The organism is Paenibacillus castaneae, assembly GCF_002884445.1.
Classification (GTDB): Bacteria; Bacillota; Bacilli; order Paenibacillales; family Paenibacillaceae; genus Pristimantibacillus; species Pristimantibacillus castaneae.
This window is the reverse complement of record NZ_KZ614144.1, coordinates 3,699,245-3,718,744: the sequence shown is the minus strand read 5'-3', so window position 1 is coordinate 3,718,744 and position 19,500 is coordinate 3,699,245. Positions and strand designations below refer to the sequence as shown.

Below are 19,500 nucleotides of genomic sequence, written 5' to 3'. Positions count from 1 at the left end.
GCATCTGCTTGATCATATGAATTTGCCTGATTTCCGGTAGGGAAGCAGCAGGGTGGTAAGAAGAAGGAAGACCAATGCTAGCAGCATGCAGGCAGTAAGTGAATACGGCCAAAGCGCAGGCAAATCGGCTACTTGTATGACAGTGGCTATAAGCGATTCTCGCGAATCTATTGGAATAGCAGCGGTAGGCGCTGCGCCAGGTCCAATAACAATTCGTAGAAGCGAATTCACTGGTTTCCATAGCAGAAGCATGAATGCAAAAGCGTGCAGAGCATGCATTATTCGAAGCGCAATGAACGGCATCAGCTTTAAATCCGTTCCACTGATGGCATAGCCGGCCTGCAGAATACCGCTCAAGCCGCTCCATGCAAGCACGGCTGCAATCGCAGCAGCATTAATGAGCATGCTCTTTCCGGGCACCTCCCATACAGCGGCGGCATACGCACCCAAATGACCTTCGAAGAGCGCTTGAGTGAAGAAGCTGACACCTGCCTTTGAAAGCAGAGGAGCGAGAAGAGGGTCGGACAGCTTGGCAATGACAGCAGCAAAAATCATAAAGCCTCCGATCATCATCAGCTTCTGAACGCTGACGGATACGGCATCTCCAAGCACTTTGCCGAAGCTGCGTCCGTCCTGTTCTCGTCCAAGCTGCAGAGCATCAGCCGAACGCTGGAGAATACCTTGGCCACCATGGCTGTCCTTTACTTCAGACGACTCGCTTGGAACTTGCTCTTCGTCATGACGGCTTAACAGACGCGTTAACAGCATCAGCCAAAGCGCTGACAACCACACAGAACCAGCGATGATGATTCCCATAATGGGCTTATGCAGAAATCCAGCGCCGATCACGACTAGCATAAATAGAGGGTTTGGCATATGAGCCAGGGCCAGCAGCCGCTGGCCCTGTTTTTTGGTGACGATACTTTGTTTGCGAAGCGTGGCTGCTGCTTCCGCACCTGCTGGGTATCCGCCAAGCCATCCAAGGACGGCTGCCAGTGCTGCCTCACCAGGCAGCTTGAAAAGCTTGCTCATCATAGGTTGGAGCAAAGAAGCGATCGCGTGAGTTATACCGAATGCAGCAATGATCTCAAATAATACGAGAAATGGCAAAAGGCCAGGAAATATAATATTCCACCAAACGGTTAGCCCTTGCAGCGAGGCTTGAAAAGCAGGATCTGGCCTTAAGATAATGGAAACGACAAGCAGGATGGAGAGGAATGCTAATAGAACGGTTTTAGCCAATGCTATTTCAACTCCTAATTCCGCACGGGCGGCTTATGGTCATAGAGCATGATTTGATGACATGAGTATATGGACAACCGTATACGTTAAATAGTACGCATGCCTATCTTAGGATAGACCAATTACGGGGGTGAAGGATGAAAAAGCAACGAACTGACTTGCGCCGGATAGTAATAGCAGCCTTATTCACAGCTGCATTCATGTGGGTGATTCTGTATGCTCCCACGCCATATGTCCTGTATGAGCCGGGACTTGCTGTTCCAGTGAAGCCAATGGTGAAGATCGAGAAGGGCGACAGCCTTGGTCAAGGTGATTTCTTGCTGACAGCGGTTAAATTGACAGAACCGAACTTTTTGCGTGCTATACAATCAATGTGGGACTCTGAAGTCGACTTGCATCTTAAACGAGATGTTTTCCGAGGCTATTCTAAGGGGCAGTACGCGGAGCGTCTGAACGTTATTATGCAAGGCTCGCAAAATAACGCTATCGAGGCTGCTTATAAATATGCGGGCTTGTCCTATGGAATCGAGGCTCAGGGAATTGTAATAACGGATGTTAATGCGAGTGATAATATAATGACTTTTTCCTTCAAAGCAGGGGATAAATTGCTTGGCATTGTCGGAGGGGAACAGTTTGACAGCATGGAGCAGGTATTTGACATTTTACGAAGCAAGACTGAGGAAGAAAAGGTATCGATAGCATTAGAAAGAGGTGGCAACCGCGTAATCGTCAAGATCCCTCCAGTGAAGCATAATTCGTCATTATCCAATGAGCAATGGCTGAACATGCTTGGTATTGCAGGCTTGACCGAGCTCAGAAGCTTGGAGCCGGCAGATAGCCGCGACAGATTGTCGATTTCGGCAGGAGATATTGGCGGGCCTTCAGCGGGACTTGTCTTTGCCTTGCAAGCTCTGGATTTGTTGACCGCTGGCGATTTGTCTGGCGGACACCGCATAGCTGCAACAGGAACCATTTCGGTTGATGGCGGAGTTGGAGCGATTGGCGGCATTAAGCAGAAAATCGTTATTGCAAGCAAGCAGGGCGCACAGCTGTTTCTGGCGCCTGCGGATAATTATAAAGAAGCTGCTGCGAAGGCCAAATCGATTAAGTCTACCATGAAAGTGGTTAGCGTTAGCACGTTGAAGGAAGCTGTTGAACGAATAGAAGCATTCAATGCGGCAGTTTGATGATGGTCAAATTAAGCTTCCATGAGCTGATTAATCAATAGTAATCGGTCGTTCTGTGAAATCACGGAACAATGCTTCATTCGATGATTCACCGCCTGGCATTCCTAACATATACACGGCGCTTGCCTGCGTATCCAACTCTAAATAGCGATAGGGCTGAGGGGGTCTGGCGGCGCTTAATAGCACCGGCAGCTTGGCCGATTTGCGCATGCGGCGCAATAAAAGCTTGCCTTTCTCCGAAAATCCGAGTACTCTTATGTATTCGATTCCTGATGAGAGCTTAGCCGCTGTAAAGTCTTCCTTGGTGTGGCCAAGCAGAATGGCTAGAAGCGCACGCTGCAGCTTTGTGCGCGTATAACGCTTTGTTTTCAAAATATCCAGAAACTCATCGAATTGCTGGTTAGCGAGCTTCGGCAAAGCATTCCGGATTCGATGCTCTAAGCCCTCTGTAATCTCATGCAAGCTTGCAAGCTGAGTGGGAGAATGGGTTATAATGGAGTGAAGCAAAGTTTTCGTAAATGGCTCCCAACTAATTGGACATCGTCCGGCCAGCCATTCCTGTTCCAGCGTTCGGTAGGTGGAATCGGGTATGAAAGGCCGCGCTTCATTCAGTGAACGCTGCTCAAGCAACAGCTTTCGAATCGCAGTTGCGCTTGCTATCTGACTGTCGGAAACGTGGGCTTGGTTATATTGAGCCTTCTCACGCGTGATGGTGAAGGGCTCCATGCTTCCCCCAATCCGTTTCAAAGCAAGCAAATAATGCAAGGCTAATGTATGATTAGGAAGCGCGAATGGAAATTGGGCTGCGGAAGCATGACCTTGCTTTGTCAAATAGCCGGCTACTGCAGAGCTATAAGCGCTTGGATAGCTGATTCCTGTTTGGAGTAGTGCTTTGAGTATGGATTTGAAAGCCGGTGTCTCATTTGCGACGACTTCAGAAGCTTGAAGAAGCGGACCAAGCTCGCCGCTCTCCGTCCCGAAGCAGAAGCTATCGACAACGCCGGTCGCTTCCAGCAGCGAGACTGCGCCGTATGCGAACCATTCGGCAGCCTGAGTCGCATAAGCGACAGGAAGTTCAATAACGAGATCGCAGCCGGCTTCAAGCGCGGTTCTTGTTCTAGACCATTTATCAAGCAGGGCGGGCTCGCCGCGTTGGAGAAAGTGACCGCTCATGACAGCTACAACAGCTTCTGAGCTCGTTAGTTTGCGCGATTGCTGCAAATGATACAAATGTCCGTTATGAAACGGATTGTATTCAACGATAAGTCCAACTGTGCGCATTTGTTTGTTCCTCTCTTTGTTAAATGTTGGTTGTTTTACTATAGCATAGAGAGTGTTCTCGTTCACGAATTGTTGAAATGCTTATGAAAAACAACGTGAAAATGTTGACAAAACGGTAGGCTGATAGATATAATAATCTTTGTTTGTTTGGGGTGATCTGATGCAGTTTCATATTCAAGAAACGATGTCCAAAGGGTTGAAATTAACAGTTGACGAAAAGTTGGATGTTAGTGACCTGTTTAAAGGACGCCAAGATGTTTACCGTACAGGACCGCTCCATGTATCGCTTCAGGTGACTGGGCATGAAGGCTTTATCGAAGTGAATGGCAATCTTGCTATTGATTTGCAGCTTGTATGCTCGCGCTGCCTTGAACCGACACAGGATCATGCAGTCATTCCTTTCTCCGAACTATTTAAGCCTGCAGTTGCGGCTGACGCAGCTAATGATGAATACTCGGAAGAAGAGAGCGATGACTTTATTGAAGTAAATGCGGATAGACTGGACCTGAGGCCTTATGTGGAAGAAGCGCTTCAGTTGTTCATTCCATTAACTCCGCTTTGCAGCGAGGACTGTAAAGGTCTCTGTCAAAAATGTGGACAGAACTTAAATAAGCAAAAATGCAGCTGTGACACAGCAAAGATTGATGTGCGTTTTGCAGCGCTCAAGGATCTATTTAAGGAATAAGCAATTTGTTGATTGATTTTTTAAAGGAGGTGGGAAATATGGCAGTACCTCAACGTAGAACATCCAAAACTCGCCGCGACAAACGTCGTACGCATTTTAAACTTGCAGTACCGGGCTTGGTGAAATGTGAGCAATGTGGAGAGTTTAAACTAGCTCACCGCGTTTGCAAGGTTTGTGGATATTACAAAACAAAAGAAATCATTACCCAATAATGGCTTGATTTCAGAAATAGCACTTCATCACGCGATGAGGTGCTTTTTTTATGCCGTGATCGCTTTTTTTCTAAATCTATTTCTTATGAAATTCGTTTTTTTGGACGCTTCATTGCGCTCGAGCGTATTTTTTTATATACTTATTTAGTACCAGGTGATAATATCACGCTGTATTCATATAATAACCGTAATGAACAACGATAAACTTGCCATTCAATTGGAATAATTTTTCACTATACTGTCAAAGGTGGTGCCGAACATCGAACGAATGCCAAAACGGCAGCGGCATCAGCAGCTTGCCCGATTAATTGATGAGAATCCTTTTATAACAGATCGGGAGCTGACGCGTCTGCTTAAGGTTAGTATTCAGACGATTCGGCTTGACCGGATGGAGCTTGGTATCCCGGAGCTTAGAGAACGGCTGAAGCTTATGGCTGAGCGTTCTTACGATTCTGTTCGTTCCTTGCCTCTGCATGAGGTAATAGGAGATATCGTCGATCTGGAGTTAGACAAAAGCGGAATATCTGTATTTGAGATTAGTGAGGAGCATGTGTTCTCGAGAACCGGCATTGCACGAGGCCATCACGTATTTGCTCAAGCGAATTCACTCGCAGTTGCAGTTATAGACGATGAGATCGCACTTACAGTAACAGCGGATATCAGGTTTATCCGCCCGGTAAAGCTGGGTGAGAAATGTATTGCGAAAGCATATGTTCGCTCGATTTCGGGTGAACGCAGCAAGGCAAAAGTTGAACTGTTTACTTATGTAGCTGATGAAATGGTTTTTCAAGGTAATTTTGTCATCTATCGTTCCGCAAGAGACACAGATAGTGGAGGGGGAGACGAACATGCGGATCGCTATTGATGCTATGGGCGGCGACAACGCCCCTAGCTTAATTGTGCAGGGAGCTCTTGATGCGGCGGCAGAGTGGCCGGATACGGAGCTGCTGCTGGTCGGCAATACGTCTGTTATTGAACCGCTCTTAAAAGGGCATAAGCCATCCAATTTGACGATTTGTCATGCGGACGAGGTTATTGGGCCCGATGATGAGCCGGTAAAGGCGGTACGCCGCAAGAAGGGAGCATCTATGATTGTTGCAGGTCAGCTTGTCCGCGAGAACCAAGCGGATGCGATGCTGTCTGCGGGCAACACAGGTGCACTTATGGCAACGGGGCTGCTTGTTATCGGCCGTATGGATGGAATTGAAAGGCCGGCGCTTGCGCCGATGATGCCGACAATGGACGAAGTTGGTATACTAACACTCGACTTAGGCGCCAACATGGATGCCAAGCCTGAGCATTTGCTGCAATATGCAATAATGGGAAGTATATATCGTTCCAAGGTACACGGATTAGAACGACCGCGTGTCGGACTGCTTAATGTTGGTACGGAAGCCAAAAAAGGAAATGAAGTATCCAAAGCGGCTTATGAGCTTCTTCAGCATGCTCCTGTTCATTTCATAGGCAATGTTGAAGCGCGCGATGTGCTGTCTCGAAATTGCGACGTGCTTGTATGTGACGGCTTTGCCGGTAATATCATGCTGAAGGCCATGGAAGGTACGGCAGGCAATGTATTCACATCGCTTAAAGACGCTTTCGGACAATCGTTGATGACGAAGCTGGCTGGAGCGATTATGATGCCTAAGCTGCGTACGTTGAAGAAGAGGCTGGATTATAAGGAGCATGGCGGAGCGCCGCTGCTTGGCCTTAATGGACTTGTCGTGAAATGTCATGGATCGTCAGATGCTCTCGCCGTCAAGAATGCGGTGAGGCAAGCGCGTATTGCCATTCAAGGCCAATTGATTGAATCGATTGCGGCTGAAATAAACGGGAAGTGAGTGTGAGTGTGTGAAATGGGTTTACATCCTGTAGGAATAGTTGGAACAGGCAAATATGTTCCAGAACGCATTTTGTCGAACAAAGATTTAGAAGCAATGGTGGAAACAAACGACGAATGGATCGTCACTCGCACAGGCATTAAAGAACGCCGAATTGCAGCCGCGGAAGAAGCGACGTCAGATCTTGCGCTGCATGCTTCCCGTCTTGCCATTGAGGCGGCAGGTCTGACTGCAGAAGATATCGATCTTATTATTGTGGCTACAGTAACGCCAGATACTCTTTTTCCATCTACCGCATGCTTGCTTCAAGAGAAGCTGGGGGCGAAGAAGGCAGCTGCGTTTGATTTGTCAGCGGCATGCTCAGGATTTATTTATGGATTAGCAACGGGTTCAAGCATGATCTCTACGGGCATGTACAAGCATGTGCTTGTTGTAGGTGCTGAGACGCTGTCACGAATTACGGATTATACGGATCGCAATACTTGCATTCTGTTCGGCGACGGCGCTGGTGCTGTTGTTCTGGGACAGGTTGCAGAGGGGCGCGGTTTCCAGTCGTTTGAAATAGGCGCAGACGGAAGCGGCGGCGATCTCCTTAAAGTTAGCGGCGGCGGTTCACGGCTTCCGGCAACTGCGGAGAGCGTGGAGCAGAAGCAGCATTACATCCACATGGCGGGCAATGACGTATTTAAGTTTGCTGTACGCATTATGGGAAGCGCTGCTGAGGAAGCTTTGCTGAAAGCGGGCATTACGAAGGATGATATCGATCTTCTCGTTCCGCATCAAGCTAATATCCGAATCATTCAATCGGCTCTCAATCGCCTCAGCCTGTCGGAGGATAAAGCGATGATCAATTTGAACAATTACGGTAATATGTCAGCAGCATCGATTCCGGTTGCTCTGGCAGAGGCAGTGGAGCAGAACCGTGTCAAAGAAGGCGACTGCGTTCTTCTTGTAGGTTTTGGCGGCGGCTTGACTTGGGGCGCATCTGTGCTCACTTGGTAATGATTTAAGATTATTTGGTTGGAAGTTTAGAAAAATTTTTTACGTTTCAGTAACAAGGGGGGAAGCGCGTTGAGTAAGACAGCATTTGTTTTTCCAGGACAAGGAGCTCAGGCTGTTGGCATGGGCAAAGATGTCTATGAAGCATATAATCAGTCACGCACTATATTTGAACGCGCTGATGCTGCGCTAGGATTTTCTTTGAGCAGCATTATTTTTGAAGGGCCGGATGAGCTGCTGAAACAAACAGCCAATACGCAGCCAGCATTGCTGACCGTTAGCGTTGCGTTGCTTGAAGCGCTTGAAGGACGAGGCTTAAAGCCTGATTTTGTAGCAGGACACAGCTTAGGCGAATATAGCGCGCTAGTAGCGTCTGGCATGCTTTCGTTCGAGGATGCTGTCCGTACGGTACGCGCTCGCGGACAATTCATGGAGCAGGCCGTTCCAAGCGGACTAGGCGCAATGGCGGCGGTGCTAGGCGCGGAGCGCGATTCGCTGGCAGCGCTTTGCGCGGCTGTTACGGCTGAAGGTTCGGCCGTTGAACTTGCAAACGTGAACTGTCCAGGGCAAATCGTGGTGTCCGGCACGGCAGCCGGTGTTCAAGCGGTTGTTGAGCGCGGCAAGGATGAAGCGGGCGCGAAACGCGTTATTCCGCTAGAGGTTAGTGGTCCTTTCCATTCATCGCTCATGAAGCCAGCTGCCGACCAGCTCCAAGGCGTACTTGCTGAAATCGATCTGCAGGACGCTTCTGTTCCTGTTGTCGCGAACGTAACTGCCCGCGCAGTGACATTGGCAAGCGATGTGCGGAGCTTGCTCGTGGAGCAGGTGTTCTCTCCTGTGCTTTGGGAAGATAGTGTGCGTTACATGATCGAACAGGGCGTAGATACGTTTGTGGAAATCGGGTCAGGAACGGTTCTCGCCGGTCTGATTAAGAAGATTGACAAAAATGTCCGTATTATTTCGGTTAACAGCATCTCTGCGCTAGATGCGCTGCAGGTGAATGAACACTAAGATGGAGGGGATTGGATGTTTGCCAGCTTGGAAGGGAAGAAAGCACTCGTAACCGGAGCCTCGCGCGGAATTGGACGTGCGATTGCCGTTGCTCTTGCTGAAGCCGGGGCTGATGTTGCGGTAAATTATTCCGGCAGTGAGGCAGCAGCGGTTGAAACGGCGCAAGCGATAGAAGCGCTTGGACGGCGAGCAATCATTGTGAAAGCAAATGTTGGCAAAGTGGATGAATTCGATTCCATGGTCAAGGAAGTAATCGAACAATTTGGATCACTTGATATTCTGGTGAATAACGCCGGAATAACAAGAGATAATTTAATTATGCGAATGAAGGAGGACGAGTTCGACCAAGTTATTGAAACGAATCTCAAAGGCGTTTTCAATGGCATTAAAGCGGTCACTCGTTCTATGATGAAGCAGCGCAGCGGCCGGATCATTAATATATCCTCGGTCGTTGGCGTAATCGGAAATCCAGGGCAGGCTAACTATGTGGCAGCTAAAGCCGGCGTTATCGGCCTTACTAAAGCTAGTGCGCGTGAGCTTGCATCTCGCGGCATTACCGTGAACTGTGTTGCGCCAGGATTTATCCAAACCGAGATGACGGATAAGCTCCCGGAAGAGATGCGCCAAGCACTATCTGGCCAAATTCCGCTTGCCCGTCTCGGAGACCCGAGCGAAATCGCAAATGCGGTACGATTCCTGGCTTCGGATGCTTCAGCCTATATGACTGGACAAACGATTCATGTGGACGGCGGCATGTATATGTAGTAACCTAATATTTCCGTCCTTTGGATTTAAGACGGATACGTCTGGCATTTTATCTTTAATTCTCGTATAATACCAAGGAGGAGGTGAACCGGATGTCCGAAGTAGTAGATCGCGTGAAACGTATCGTCATCGACCGACTTGGCGTTGACGAAGCTGAAGTTACAATTGAAGCTTCATTTAAAGATGACCTCGGCGCTGACTCTCTTGATGTCGTTGAATTGGTCATGGAGCTAGAAGACGAGTTTGATATGGAAATCTCTGATGAAGATGCAGAGACAATCACCACTGTGGGAGAAGTAGTTAAATACATACAATCTCATACGTAAGAAGGACAGGTCCCGTTTTTGACAAACGGGACTTCTCTCCATATAAAACGTTTTCATTATTATTAATTTAAAATTTAAGTAAAGCGTTAAAGCTTTTATATAAAAGATGAGCAGCAAGCTCATCTATATTGCTGTCCTTGAGGTGAATGGAATGAAAAAAAGAGTTGTTGTTACTGGTATGGGGGTTATGACCTCGCTAGGCTCCGAATTGGAGACATTTTGGGGTAACCTGATGGAAGGGAAGTCTGGTGTCTCCGTTGTGGAAGCATACGATTTTTCTGAATATCCAACATATATTGCTGCTGAGATCAAGAACTTCAACCCAGAGGATTACGGCTTGGATCGGAAAGAAGCACGAAGAATGGACCGTTTCGTACAGTTTGCGTCAGTAGCGAGTCTATTGGCTGTGAAAGATGCTGGCTTGTCGATCGGTGAAAACGCTGACCCAGAACGCGTCGGCGTTATGGTCGGTTCAGGTATTGGCGGACTTGGCACTTGGGAGGATCAGCATAATATATTGCTGGAAAGAGGACCGAAGCGTGTCAGCCCATTCTTCATTCCGATGATGATTGCGAATATGGCATCTGGACAAGTATCGATGCTTACGGGGGCGAAAGGCCCTAACAGTACGGTAGTTACCGCATGTGCGACAGGTACCCATTCCATCGGTGATTCGTATAAATTAATTCAACGCGGTGATGCAGACGTAATGATTGCAGGCGGCGCTGAAGCTACGATCAGACCAACTGGTATGGCTGGTTTCTGTTCCATGAGAGCCATGTCTGTTCGCAATGATGAGCCTGAGAAGGCTAGCCGTCCATTCGATATCGACCGTGATGGTTTTGTTATGGGTGAAGGAGCTGGAGTGCTCGTTCTGGAATCGCTCGAGCATGCACAGGCTCGCGGAGCAAAAATTTATGCAGAGGTTATCGGCTACGGCATGAGCGGTGATGCTTACCATATGACTGAGCCGGATCCGGATGGAGCTGCTCGCAGCATGGTGAAAGCGATCAAGGATGCGGAAATTGAGCCAACCGATATCGATTACATCAATGCGCACGGCACGTCAACTCCAGTAGGTGATCGTTCAGAAACGATTGCGATTAAGAAAGTGTTCGGAGAACATGCGTACAAGCTGGCTGTCAGCTCAACGAAATCAATGACAGGCCATTTGCTTGGAGCAGCAGGCGGCGTAGAAGCAGTTATTCTAGGGCTGACGCTGAAGAACGGTGTTATCGCTCCAACCATTAACTTGGACAATCAAGATCCGGAATTAGATCTCGATTATGTGCCTAATAAGCCTCGTGAAGCAGACGTGCAGATTGCACTGTCCAACTCATTCGGGTTTGGCGGTCATAATGCGACGATTGTGATGAAAGTATATGAAGCATGATACCTTTCAAGAGCTGCAGCAACGGCTGCAGCTGAGCTTTAAGCGGACGAAGCTGCTCAAGCAGGCATTCACTCACACCTCTTACGTAAATGAACATAAACGTGGGTCTGCCCAAGATAATGAGCGTTTGGAGTTTCTGGGAGATGCGGTGCTGCAGCTGCTTGTTTCTGAATATTTGTTCTCCACTTATCCATCGCGTCCTGAGGGCGAGCTTACGCGGATGCGTGCCTCCATTGTATGCGAGCCTTCCTTGGCACAATTTGCGGAACGGCTTGAGCTTGGCTCGCATGTGCTGTTAGGGCGCGGCGAGGAGCAGCTTGGAGGACGGCAAAGGCAGGCTTTGCTAGCTGACTTGTTTGAATCCTTCCTTGGAGCTATCTTCCTCGATGCAGGCATTGAACGTACGAGAAGCTTCCTGAATGAGCATATGTTTCCATTCGTAGAATCGAATGATTACGGTTTGCTTGTTAAGGACTCGAAGTCTAAATTGCAGGAACGATCGCAGCACCATGGTCTTGGTTCGGTTGAATATCGAATTATTGAAGAGCGCGGTCCTGCACATGATCGAGAGTTCGTCGTTGAGGTTTATCTTGGCGAAGAACGATACGGTGTTGGCAGCGGCAGAACGAAGAAGGAAGCAGAGCAGCGCGCAGCTGCTGAAGCATGGCGCAGATTGTCGCAGGAGCAAGAATAAGCCAGTTGAAGAGAGTGTCCTGAAGGGTCCGTGCGGACCCGTAGGATACTCTCTTTTTTAATGTGGTTTTGGCCAGTCAAATGGTTATCAAGGCCTATGAGTTGTGATACAATGAGGGGTGAGGTGAAAACCAAGATATGTTTCTGAAACGGATTGAATTATCAGGCTTTAAGTCATTCGCCGACCGGACGGAGATGGAATTTGTTACTGGAATTACCGCGGTAGTAGGCCCTAACGGCAGCGGAAAAAGTAATATTTCAGACGGTATACGGTGGGTGCTAGGCGAACAAAGCGCCAAGAGCTTGCGCGGCGGCAAGATGGAAGACATCATTTTTGCCGGAAGTGACGCTCGGAAAGCGGTTAATTACAGCGAGGTATCGCTTACGCTTGATAATGCGGACGGTGCTTTGCCGCTTGAGTATAACGAGGTAACGGTCACGCGCCGTGTTCACCGCAGCGGTGACAGCGAGTATTTAATAAACAAGCAGCCGTGCAGATTAAAGGATATTACCGAGCTGTTTATGGATACCGGAATCGGTAAAGAAGCTTACTCCATTATCGGACAAGGACGGATAGAGGAGATATTAAGTACGCGCTCGGAGGACCGGCGCGGTATTTTTGAGGAAGCATCGGGCATAGTGAAATATAAATCCAGGAAACGTGAAGCACAGCGGAAGCTGGATGAAACAGAACAAAACTTGCTTCGCATTCATGATCTGGTAACAGAGCTTGAGGATCAAGTGGGACCACTCCGAAAGCAGTCTGAGAAGGCTATCCATTTCAAAGCGCTCAAAGAACAGCTGAAAACCAAAGAAATATCTATGTATGTACATAGCATTGAACAGATTCATGGCTCATGGTCGGAAGCAAACGGCAAGCTTGAGCGCTTGCAGCAGGAACAGCTGCAGCTTTCAACCGTAGTAAGCAAGCATGATGCGCATTTGGAGAAGGATCGTCAGCAGCTGCGCGACCTTGAGCTTGAGCTCGATCAGCTTCATGAAGCTATGCTGCAAATCAGCGAGGATTTCGAGAAATGTGAAGGCTATGGCGAGGTTCTTAAAGAGCGCAAACGCAATCTTGAGCAAAATAAACGGCAGCTGGAAGAATCGATTGCCGCGCAGGATGCGAGAATTGTAACCATGACGCGCGAGGAAGCGGAGTTCCGCAGCCGTGCGGCGCAGCTGGAGCTTCAGCTTGCCGACCTCAGATCGAAAATTTCGGAAGAGGAGTCAAGGCTGCTCGGAGTTGCTGGCGGAGCTGTAGCTGATGCTGAGGAGACCTTAAAGGGCGAGCTGCTGGAAGTTCTCAGCTCGATGGCGCAGCATCGCAATGAAATTCGTTATGCGGCACAGCAGCAGGAGACGTTGCAGCGTCGAATTGAAAGGCTTAGCGAAGACGAGACAAAGTGGCTGGAGCAGCAGAGCCGTCTTGATGAGAGACGCTCGGAGCTTGCGCAGGCGCTGGAAGCAACTCTTGCCCGTCTAGAACAAGCAAGAAGTCGATCGTTGAATGAATCGGAGCAGACGAAGACGATTTCGCAAAGTCTGGAAGAGGTTACCTTAGCGATTCGGAAATGGGAGCAGAAGCTCGACAGCCATGTGTCTAGGCGCGATACAATGAAGGAAATGCAGGATGCGCTGGACGGCTTCATGCAGGGCGTTAAGGAAGTGCTTAAAGCGTCAAGGCGCAGCAATGGCGGCATTAGCGGAGTTCATGGTGCGGTTGCTGAGCTTATTCGAGTGCCTGAACGAATTGAAATGGCGGTTGAAACCGCACTCGGCGGTGCTTTGCAGCATATCGTCATGGAGGATGAGAAATCAGCTCGTACGGCGATTGGGTTTCTTAAGCAGCGTCAGCTTGGACGAGCAACCTTCTTGCCGCTGGATGTTATACGCGGCAGGCAGGTGCCGGATCATGACAAACGAACAGCGGAAGCGGTAGACGGCTTCGTCGGCGTAGCTGCCGACTTGGTTAGCTCAGATTCACGCTATGAAGCGATTGTAAAAAGCTTATTAGGCAATGTGCTGCTCGCTGAAACGCTGGAACAAGCGAATCGAATTGCCTCTAAATGCCAATATCGATATCGTGTTGTAACGCTTGAGGGCGATATTGTCAATGCCGGCGGCTCTATGACCGGGGGCAGTCTGCAGAAGAAGGGCGCCAGCCTGCTAGGCCGTCAGCGCCAGATCGATTCACTGGATAAAGAAATTACGGACGCAGGCAAAATGGTCGAGCAGCTTCGCAATAAGCTTAGCGATTTGCGCAAGGAACAGTCGATACGCATGCATAATATCGAGGAATTGCGCGCAGAGGGCGAGAAAAGCCGGATTGAGGAGCAGCAGATCAGAGCTGAGCTGCAGCAGCTTCATAACGAATCCAAAAATTTGGCAGAGCAGCGTCAGCTTTATACCGCTGATCGCAGCACGCACTTATCCGAGCAGAAGGAAGCGCAGGCTGCTGCCGCTGCTGCCGAGCAGAGGCTGGAGCAGCTCGTTAGGGATGAAGCGAGACTTCAGGAAGCTATCCGGTTGGCTGAGGAGCGGCGCAAAGCGAGCGAATCAGCGAAGGAAGAGCTGCAAGGCCAGCTGACAGACATTAAAATTGCAGCTGCGAAGACGGATCAGGAAAAGCTGTCATTTGAGGACCAATCATCACGCGTGCGCGCCGATGTTCAGCGCGCCAAGCAGGAGCTTGACAGCTTGCGTTCCTTGTCGGCCCAGCAGGAAGAAGAGCTGGCCCGGCTTTCGAATGAATCGGTCCAGCAGATTGAGCAGCTAAACAGCCTTAGATTGAAGAAACAAGAGTGCTCGGAGCAGACAGATTTGAAACGTTCTGCACGCGCGCAGCGCATACAAGAGCTGGATCAGGGTGAAAGTGAAACGAAGGAGCAGCGCGCCCAGTTAAGAAACGTTGAGGAGCAAATGCGGCAGACGGAAATTTCAGCCAACCGGCTTGATGTGGAGCTCGACAATTTGCTGCGCAAGCTGAGCGAGGAATACGAGCTGAGCTATGAGCTGGCGAAGGAGCAATATCCTATTCCTGAGGATGTGCTTGGAACGCAGACTGAGGTGCGCGATATCAAGCGTCAAATTACATCTCTTGGTGAGGTTAACCTGGGCGCAATTGAGGAATATGATCGCGTTAAGGAACGTTTCGAATTTTTGTCAGCTCAGAAGGATGATCTGATGGAAGCCAAAACGACGCTTTATCAGGTTATTCGAGAGATGGACGATGAGATGTCGAAGCGGTTCAAAACGACATTCGAGGCGATACGCAGTCACTTCGTTATTGTATTTGCGAAGTTGTTCGGCGGAGGGCGCGCGGATCTCATACTCGTTGAGCCAGATCGCGTGCTTGATACAGGTATTGATATTGTGGCGCAGCCTCCGGGCAAGAAACTGCAAAACCTGCAGCTTCTATCAGGCGGTGAGCGTGCATTAACGGCCATTGCGTTGTTATTCGCAATATTGCAAGTGAAGCCCGTTCCGTTCTGCGTTCTTGATGAAGTAGAAGCGGCGCTGGACGAAGCCAACGTATCCCGATTTGCTCAATATTTAAGAGAATTCTCAGAGCTCACGCAGTTTATCGTCGTTACGCATCGCAAGGGAACGATGGAGGAAGCGGATGTGCTTTATGGTGTTACAATGGAAGAAGGCGGCGTTTCGAAGCTGGTTTCTGTCCGTTTGGAGGAACAAGAGTCGGTATCCGCTTAAAAAAGATTGAGCCGGTAATGTGAAATGGGGAGTTGGAACGATGAGTTTTTTTAAGAAGCTGAAAGAGAGCATCGCTACGAAGACGGAAGCGGTAACGAATATTTTTAAGGAAGGTTTATCCAAAACGCGCACAGCATTTGTGGAGAAGGTCGAAGAGCTAATCACGCGCCGCAAAAAAATTGACGAGCAGTTTTATGAGGAGCTTGAAGAGATTCTGATCGGGGCTGATGTAGGCGTTAATACGGTCATGCAGCTGATTGACGAGCTTCGCGTTGAGGTGAAGAAACGCAAAATCGAGGATGCTGCTGATTTGCAGCCGGTTCTTTCAGAGAAGCTTATCGCTCTTATGAAAGGCGATGATCAATCTGATCTAAAAATGGCCTCAAGCGGCATCACCGTTATTTTGTTCGTAGGCGTGAACGGCGTAGGCAAAACGACAACGATCGGAAAACTGGCCCATAAGTTCAAAAGCGAGGGCAAAAGTGTACTGATGGCAGCGGGAGATACGTTCCGTGCAGGCGCTATTGAACAGCTTGAGGTATGGGGGCAGCGCGTAGGTGTCGATGTTATTAAGCAGCAATCCGGGTCCGATCCCGCAGCGGTAATGTTTGATGCTGTGCAGGCAGCAAAGCAGCGCCGAGTAGATGTGCTGCTTTGCGATACAGCCGGTAGACTGCAAAACAAAACGAATCTGATGGAAGAGCTGAACAAAATATTTCGTGTAATTCAGCGCGAGCTTCCAGATGCTCCTCATGAGGTATTGCTTGTGCTGGATGCAACAACGGGACAAAACGCGCTTAGCCAAGCGAAGCTGTTCGGTGAGAAGAGCGGCGTTACGGGTCTTGTTCTTACGAAGCTGGACGGTACAGCAAAAGGCGGAATCGTTATTGCGATCCGCAACGAGCTGAGCTTGCCGGTGAAGCTTGTAGGGCTGGGCGAGAAGATGGGCGATTTGCAGCAATTTGATTCCGAGCAGTTCATCCATGCGCTATTTGCCGGATTAGTTAAAGACGTAGAAGAATCAGAAAAATCGGAAGAATAAGCAAGAAATTCATATTCGCAGCAGGCTTCAAAAAAGGTTGTTAAGGTGACAAGGAGAAAAGCTTGACAGCTGCCCACCACCTCATGTATGATAAAAGACGTTGTCAGCTGTAAAGGTGTTTTACTTGACGGAGACAAAAGATAATCAAACAGGAGGGGCTGAGGGGATGAAAGCTAATGAACCAGATGCCTTATCCAAGACGACCCGAATTAATCAATTGTTTGACTTCTACGAGCCGCTCTTGACAGAGAAGCAGCGGACGTTCCTTAAATATTATTTTCACGATGATTTCTCGCTGGGCGAGATTGCTGCGGAGGTTGGCATTAGCCGCCAAGCCGTATATGAACATATTAAGCGCGCTGAGCAGGTGCTTGAGAGCTATGAGAGCAAGCTTAGCTTGCTTGTGAGACATGAGTCGCTTCTTCAACTAACTGCTGAGCTGGTCAACAATGTGAATGAGCTTGCTATCGCAGAGCAGGAGAAGCAGGCGCTGATGAGTGTCATATCGCAATTTACAATTTCAGAATAAATAAGAATGGAGGTGACGGTACATGGCAGCATTTGAGAGTTTATCAAGTCGGCTTCAGAATGTGTTCAGCAAGCTGAGAGGCAAAGGCAAGGTGTCCGAGGAGGATGTTAGCGAAGCCATGCGCGAGGTGCGCTTGGCGCTTCTAGAAGCAGACGTTAACTTCAAGGTCGTAAAAGACTTTATCGCAAAGGTTAAGGAACGTGCTATCGGCTTAGATGTATCAAAGAGCTTTACGCCTGGCATGGTCGTCATCGATATCGTAAACAAAGAGCTTACTGAATTGATGGGCGGAACCCAAAGCAAGCTTGTTAAAGCAAACAAACCGCCGACCGTCATCATGATGGCAGGTTTGCAGGGCGCTGGTAAGACGACGACTTCCGGAAAGCTGGCTAAGCTGCTCCAGAAGGGCAACCACAAGCCGCTTCTGCTTGCATGTGATATTTATCGTCCGGCAGCGATTAAGCAGCTTCAGGTTCTCGGTGAACAAATCAATGCGCCGGTATTTTCAATGGGTGACCAGACCTCTCCTGTTGAAATCGCTCGTGCTGGGCTACAGCATGCGAAGGAAAACGGCAATGATTACGTTATTATCGATACAGCGGGCCGTTTGCATATTGACGAAGAGCTGATGGATGAGCTGAAGCAAATTCATGAGGTAACGAAACCTGATGAAGTACTGTTAGTCGTTGATGCGATGACGGGTCAGGATGCAGTAAACGTAGCACAGAGCTTCCACGAGCAGCTTGCCTTAACCGGCGTAGTACTGACGAAGCTTGATGGCGATACACGCGGCGGCGCTGCGCTTTCGGTCAAAGCTGTTACAGGCTGTCCGATTAAATTCGCGGCAATGGGGGAGAAGATCGACTCCTTGGAGCCGTTCCATCCTGAACGGATGGCATCACGAATTCTCGGCATGGGTGATATGCTGTCGCTGATTGAGAAGGCACAGCTTAATATCGATGCTGACAAAGCTAAAGAGATGGAACGCAAAATGCGCACAGCGGAATTTACGTTCGATGATTTCCTTGAGCAGATGGAGCAGGTTAGAAATTTGGGACCGCTTGATCAAATTATGGATATGCTGCCTGGCATGAACAAGATGAAGGGCATGAAGGATATGAAGGTCGATGAGAAACAAATCGGCCGTGTCGAAGCAATAGTCCGTTCCATGACCAAAGAGGAGAAACAAAAGCCAGAGCTGCTTAACCACAGTCGTCGCAAGCGTGTTGCGGCTGGCAGCGGCACTAGTGTTGTGGAAGTCAATCGTCTGATTAAGCAGTTCGATGATATGAAGAAGATGATGAAGCAATTTTCCTCGATGATGGGACCGAAGGGACCTAAGGGCGGCAAGAAGGGCCTTAAAGGTATGCTCGGCAAAAATATGAAATTTCCGTTTTAATTATCGTTTACTCTTTGAAGGAGGTGAATTTTCATGGCAGTACGTATTCGTTTGAAAAGAATTGGTGCTCACAAAGCTCCTTTCTACCGCGTAGTCGTTTCGGATTCCCGTTCACCACGTGACGGACGTTTTATCGAAGAAATCGGTACTTATAACCCGGTTGCACAACCGGCTCAAGTTAAGATTGATGAAGAAAAAGCGTTGAAATGGTTGCAAACTGGAGCGCAAGCTTCTGATACCGTTCGTGACTTGCTTTCCAAAGCAGGTGTAATGAAAAAGTTCCATGAGCTTAAGCAACAGAAATAACTGTTGAGCTGCGGAGGTCCTTGAGATGAAAGAATTGATTCTTGTCATAGCGAAGGCATTGGTTGATCATCCTGATCAGGTGCAAATCAATGTGAAGGATGATGACCGTGGCACGATATACGAGCTTTCGGTTCATCCGGAGGATATCGGTAAAATCATCGGTAAACAGGGCCGCATTGCGAAAGCAATGCGAACGGTAGTGACTTCTGCTTCCGTTAAATCGCAAAAGCGTGTCATCGTCGACATCATGTCGTGATGCACAGCATGGAAGAGAGGGTTAGGATGAAATATCCTAGCCCTCTTTTTTCATGTATAATAGGGTGATACACATATGAAAGGCTGGTTTGAAATGAGCGAAAAATGGTTGACGGTCGCGAAGGTTGTTAATACACATGGAATACGAGGAGAGCTGAAAATACTTTCACAAACCGATTTTGCTGAAACAAGGTTTGCACCTGGAAGCAAGCTGCTCATGCAGAACGAGGAGAGCGGAGCATCGCTTGAAGTGAAGGTTGTCAGCTCGCGTGCCAATAAGAATGTATACATATTGAAGCTTGAGGGCTTTACTGATATTAATGCAGTTGAGAAGTATAAGGGCTGGGTGCTTAAAGTATCCTCCGCTAATCAGGAGGAGCTGGATGAAGGCGAGTATTATTATCATGAAATTATCGGATGCCGAGTCGTTACCGAGGAGGGCGAGGAGCTTGGTACGATATCCGAAATATTGAGTCCTGGCGCCAATGACGTATGGGTTGTTGATCGTCCGAAGGGTGCGTCCAGCAAGCAGGTGTTATTGCCTGTCATTGACGAGGTTCTCATTCAAGTTGATACGAAAGAGAAGCTTGTCACGGTCCGTTTGATGGAAGGATTGATTTAAA

20 protein-coding genes are annotated in these 19,500 nt (G+C 48.7%); 18 read left to right on the top strand and 2 right to left on the bottom strand.

Features of this window, described 5'->3' with window-relative positions:
• Window positions 1-12: 12 nt before the first annotated feature.
• The gene (locus tag CEF13_RS16905) at window positions 13-1,242 is read right to left on the bottom strand and encodes a nucleoside recognition domain-containing protein (RefSeq protein ID WP_102712242.1); all 1,230 of its coding nucleotides are present in this window, start codon (window positions 1,240-1,242) and stop codon (window positions 13-15) included.
• A 137-nt stretch (window positions 1,243-1,379) separates the two neighbouring features.
• Here CEF13_RS16905 and CEF13_RS16900 point away from each other — a divergent pair, with 137 nt between their 5' ends.
• On the top strand, window positions 1,380-2,429 hold the full coding sequence (locus tag CEF13_RS16900; RefSeq protein ID WP_102712240.1) for a YlbL family protein: 1,050 nt from the start codon (window positions 1,380-1,382) through the stop codon (window positions 2,427-2,429).
• Window positions 2,430-2,459: 30 nt separating this feature from the next.
• Here CEF13_RS16900 and CEF13_RS16895 read toward each other — a convergent pair whose 3' ends face one another.
• On the bottom strand, window positions 2,460-3,710 hold the full coding sequence (locus tag CEF13_RS16895; RefSeq protein ID WP_102712238.1) for a nucleotidyltransferase: 1,251 nt from the start codon (window positions 3,708-3,710) through the stop codon (window positions 2,460-2,462).
• 160 nt (window positions 3,711-3,870) lie between these two features.
• Here CEF13_RS16895 and CEF13_RS16890 point away from each other — a divergent pair, with 160 nt between their 5' ends.
• The 17 genes from CEF13_RS16890 to rimM all read left to right on the top strand — a co-directional run bounded on the left by CEF13_RS16890 (window position 3,871) and on the right by rimM (window position 19,499).
• Window positions 3,871-4,395, top strand: coding sequence for a YceD family protein (locus CEF13_RS16890; RefSeq protein WP_102712236.1), 525 nt, complete (start codon window positions 3,871-3,873; stop codon window positions 4,393-4,395).
• 38 nt (window positions 4,396-4,433) lie between these two features.
• Complete coding sequence (gene rpmF / locus CEF13_RS16885) at window positions 4,434-4,607, top strand: 50S ribosomal protein L32 (RefSeq protein ID WP_102712234.1); 174 nt, start codon at window positions 4,434-4,436, stop codon at window positions 4,605-4,607.
• A gap of 268 nt (window positions 4,608-4,875) precedes the next feature.
• Window positions 4,876-5,472, top strand: a complete 597-nt coding sequence (gene fapR, locus CEF13_RS16880; protein ID WP_208414352.1) for a transcription factor FapR — start codon at window positions 4,876-4,878, stop codon at window positions 5,470-5,472.
• Window positions 5,456-6,445, top strand: a complete 990-nt coding sequence (gene plsX, locus CEF13_RS16875; protein WP_102712230.1) for a phosphate acyltransferase PlsX — start codon at window positions 5,456-5,458, stop codon at window positions 6,443-6,445. The genes fapR and plsX overlap by 17 nt, the downstream gene beginning before the upstream one ends.
• 15 nt (window positions 6,446-6,460) lie before the next feature.
• Complete coding sequence (locus tag CEF13_RS16870) at window positions 6,461-7,447, top strand: beta-ketoacyl-ACP synthase III (RefSeq protein ID WP_102712228.1); 987 nt, start codon at window positions 6,461-6,463, stop codon at window positions 7,445-7,447.
• 69 nt (window positions 7,448-7,516) lie between these two features.
• On the top strand, window positions 7,517-8,455 hold the full coding sequence (gene fabD, locus CEF13_RS16865) for an ACP S-malonyltransferase (protein WP_102712226.1): 939 nt from the start codon (window positions 7,517-7,519) through the stop codon (window positions 8,453-8,455).
• 15 nt (window positions 8,456-8,470) lie between these two features.
• The gene (fabG, locus tag CEF13_RS16860; RefSeq protein ID WP_102712224.1) at window positions 8,471-9,220 is read left to right on the top strand and encodes a 3-oxoacyl-[acyl-carrier-protein] reductase; all 750 of its coding nucleotides are present in this window, start codon (window positions 8,471-8,473) and stop codon (window positions 9,218-9,220) included.
• A 92-nt stretch (window positions 9,221-9,312) separates the two neighbouring features.
• Window positions 9,313-9,546 carry an acyl carrier protein gene (locus CEF13_RS16855; protein WP_102712222.1) on the top strand — a complete coding sequence of 78 codons (234 nt, stop codon included), beginning with the start codon at window positions 9,313-9,315 and terminating at the stop codon, window positions 9,544-9,546.
• 151 nt (window positions 9,547-9,697) lie between these two features.
• Window positions 9,698-10,939, top strand: coding sequence for a beta-ketoacyl-ACP synthase II (fabF, locus tag CEF13_RS16850; protein ID WP_102712220.1), 1,242 nt, complete (start codon window positions 9,698-9,700; stop codon window positions 10,937-10,939).
• On the top strand, window positions 10,929-11,633 hold the full coding sequence (rnc, locus tag CEF13_RS16845; RefSeq protein WP_102712218.1) for a ribonuclease III: 705 nt from the start codon (window positions 10,929-10,931) through the stop codon (window positions 11,631-11,633). Before fabF ends, rnc begins: the two co-directional genes overlap by 11 nt.
• A 137-nt stretch (window positions 11,634-11,770) precedes the next feature.
• Entirely contained in the window at window positions 11,771-15,346 is a 3,576-nt protein-coding gene (gene smc / locus CEF13_RS16840) for a chromosome segregation protein SMC (RefSeq protein WP_102712216.1), read from the top strand.
• A gap of 40 nt (window positions 15,347-15,386) precedes the next feature.
• A complete protein-coding gene (ftsY, locus tag CEF13_RS16835; RefSeq protein WP_102712214.1) occupies window positions 15,387-16,388 on the top strand; it encodes a signal recognition particle-docking protein FtsY in 1,002 nt (333 codons plus the stop codon).
• Between the two features lie 166 nt (window positions 16,389-16,554).
• Window positions 16,555-16,917 carry a YlxM family DNA-binding protein gene (ylxM, locus tag CEF13_RS16830; RefSeq protein ID WP_102712212.1) on the top strand — a complete coding sequence of 121 codons (363 nt, stop codon included), beginning with the start codon at window positions 16,555-16,557 and terminating at the stop codon, window positions 16,915-16,917.
• Window positions 16,918-16,939: 22 nt separating this feature from the next.
• Window positions 16,940-18,316 carry a signal recognition particle protein gene (gene ffh / locus CEF13_RS16825; RefSeq protein WP_102712210.1) on the top strand — a complete coding sequence of 459 codons (1,377 nt, stop codon included), beginning with the start codon at window positions 16,940-16,942 and terminating at the stop codon, window positions 18,314-18,316.
• A 33-nt stretch (window positions 18,317-18,349) separates the two neighbouring features.
• Window positions 18,350-18,622 (top strand): 30S ribosomal protein S16, encoded by a 273-nt coding sequence (rpsP, locus tag CEF13_RS16820; RefSeq protein WP_102712208.1) that lies wholly within the window; start codon window positions 18,350-18,352, stop codon window positions 18,620-18,622.
• A 25-nt stretch (window positions 18,623-18,647) separates the two neighbouring features.
• The gene (locus tag CEF13_RS16815; RefSeq protein WP_053375695.1) at window positions 18,648-18,878 is read left to right on the top strand and encodes a KH domain-containing protein; all 231 of its coding nucleotides are present in this window, start codon (window positions 18,648-18,650) and stop codon (window positions 18,876-18,878) included.
• A 93-nt stretch (window positions 18,879-18,971) separates the two neighbouring features.
• Window positions 18,972-19,499: a ribosome maturation factor RimM gene (gene rimM, locus CEF13_RS16810; RefSeq protein ID WP_102716413.1), complete on the top strand. Its 528-nt coding sequence runs from the start codon at window positions 18,972-18,974 to the stop codon at window positions 19,497-19,499.
• The last annotated feature ends 1 nt before the right edge of the window (window position 19,500 follow it).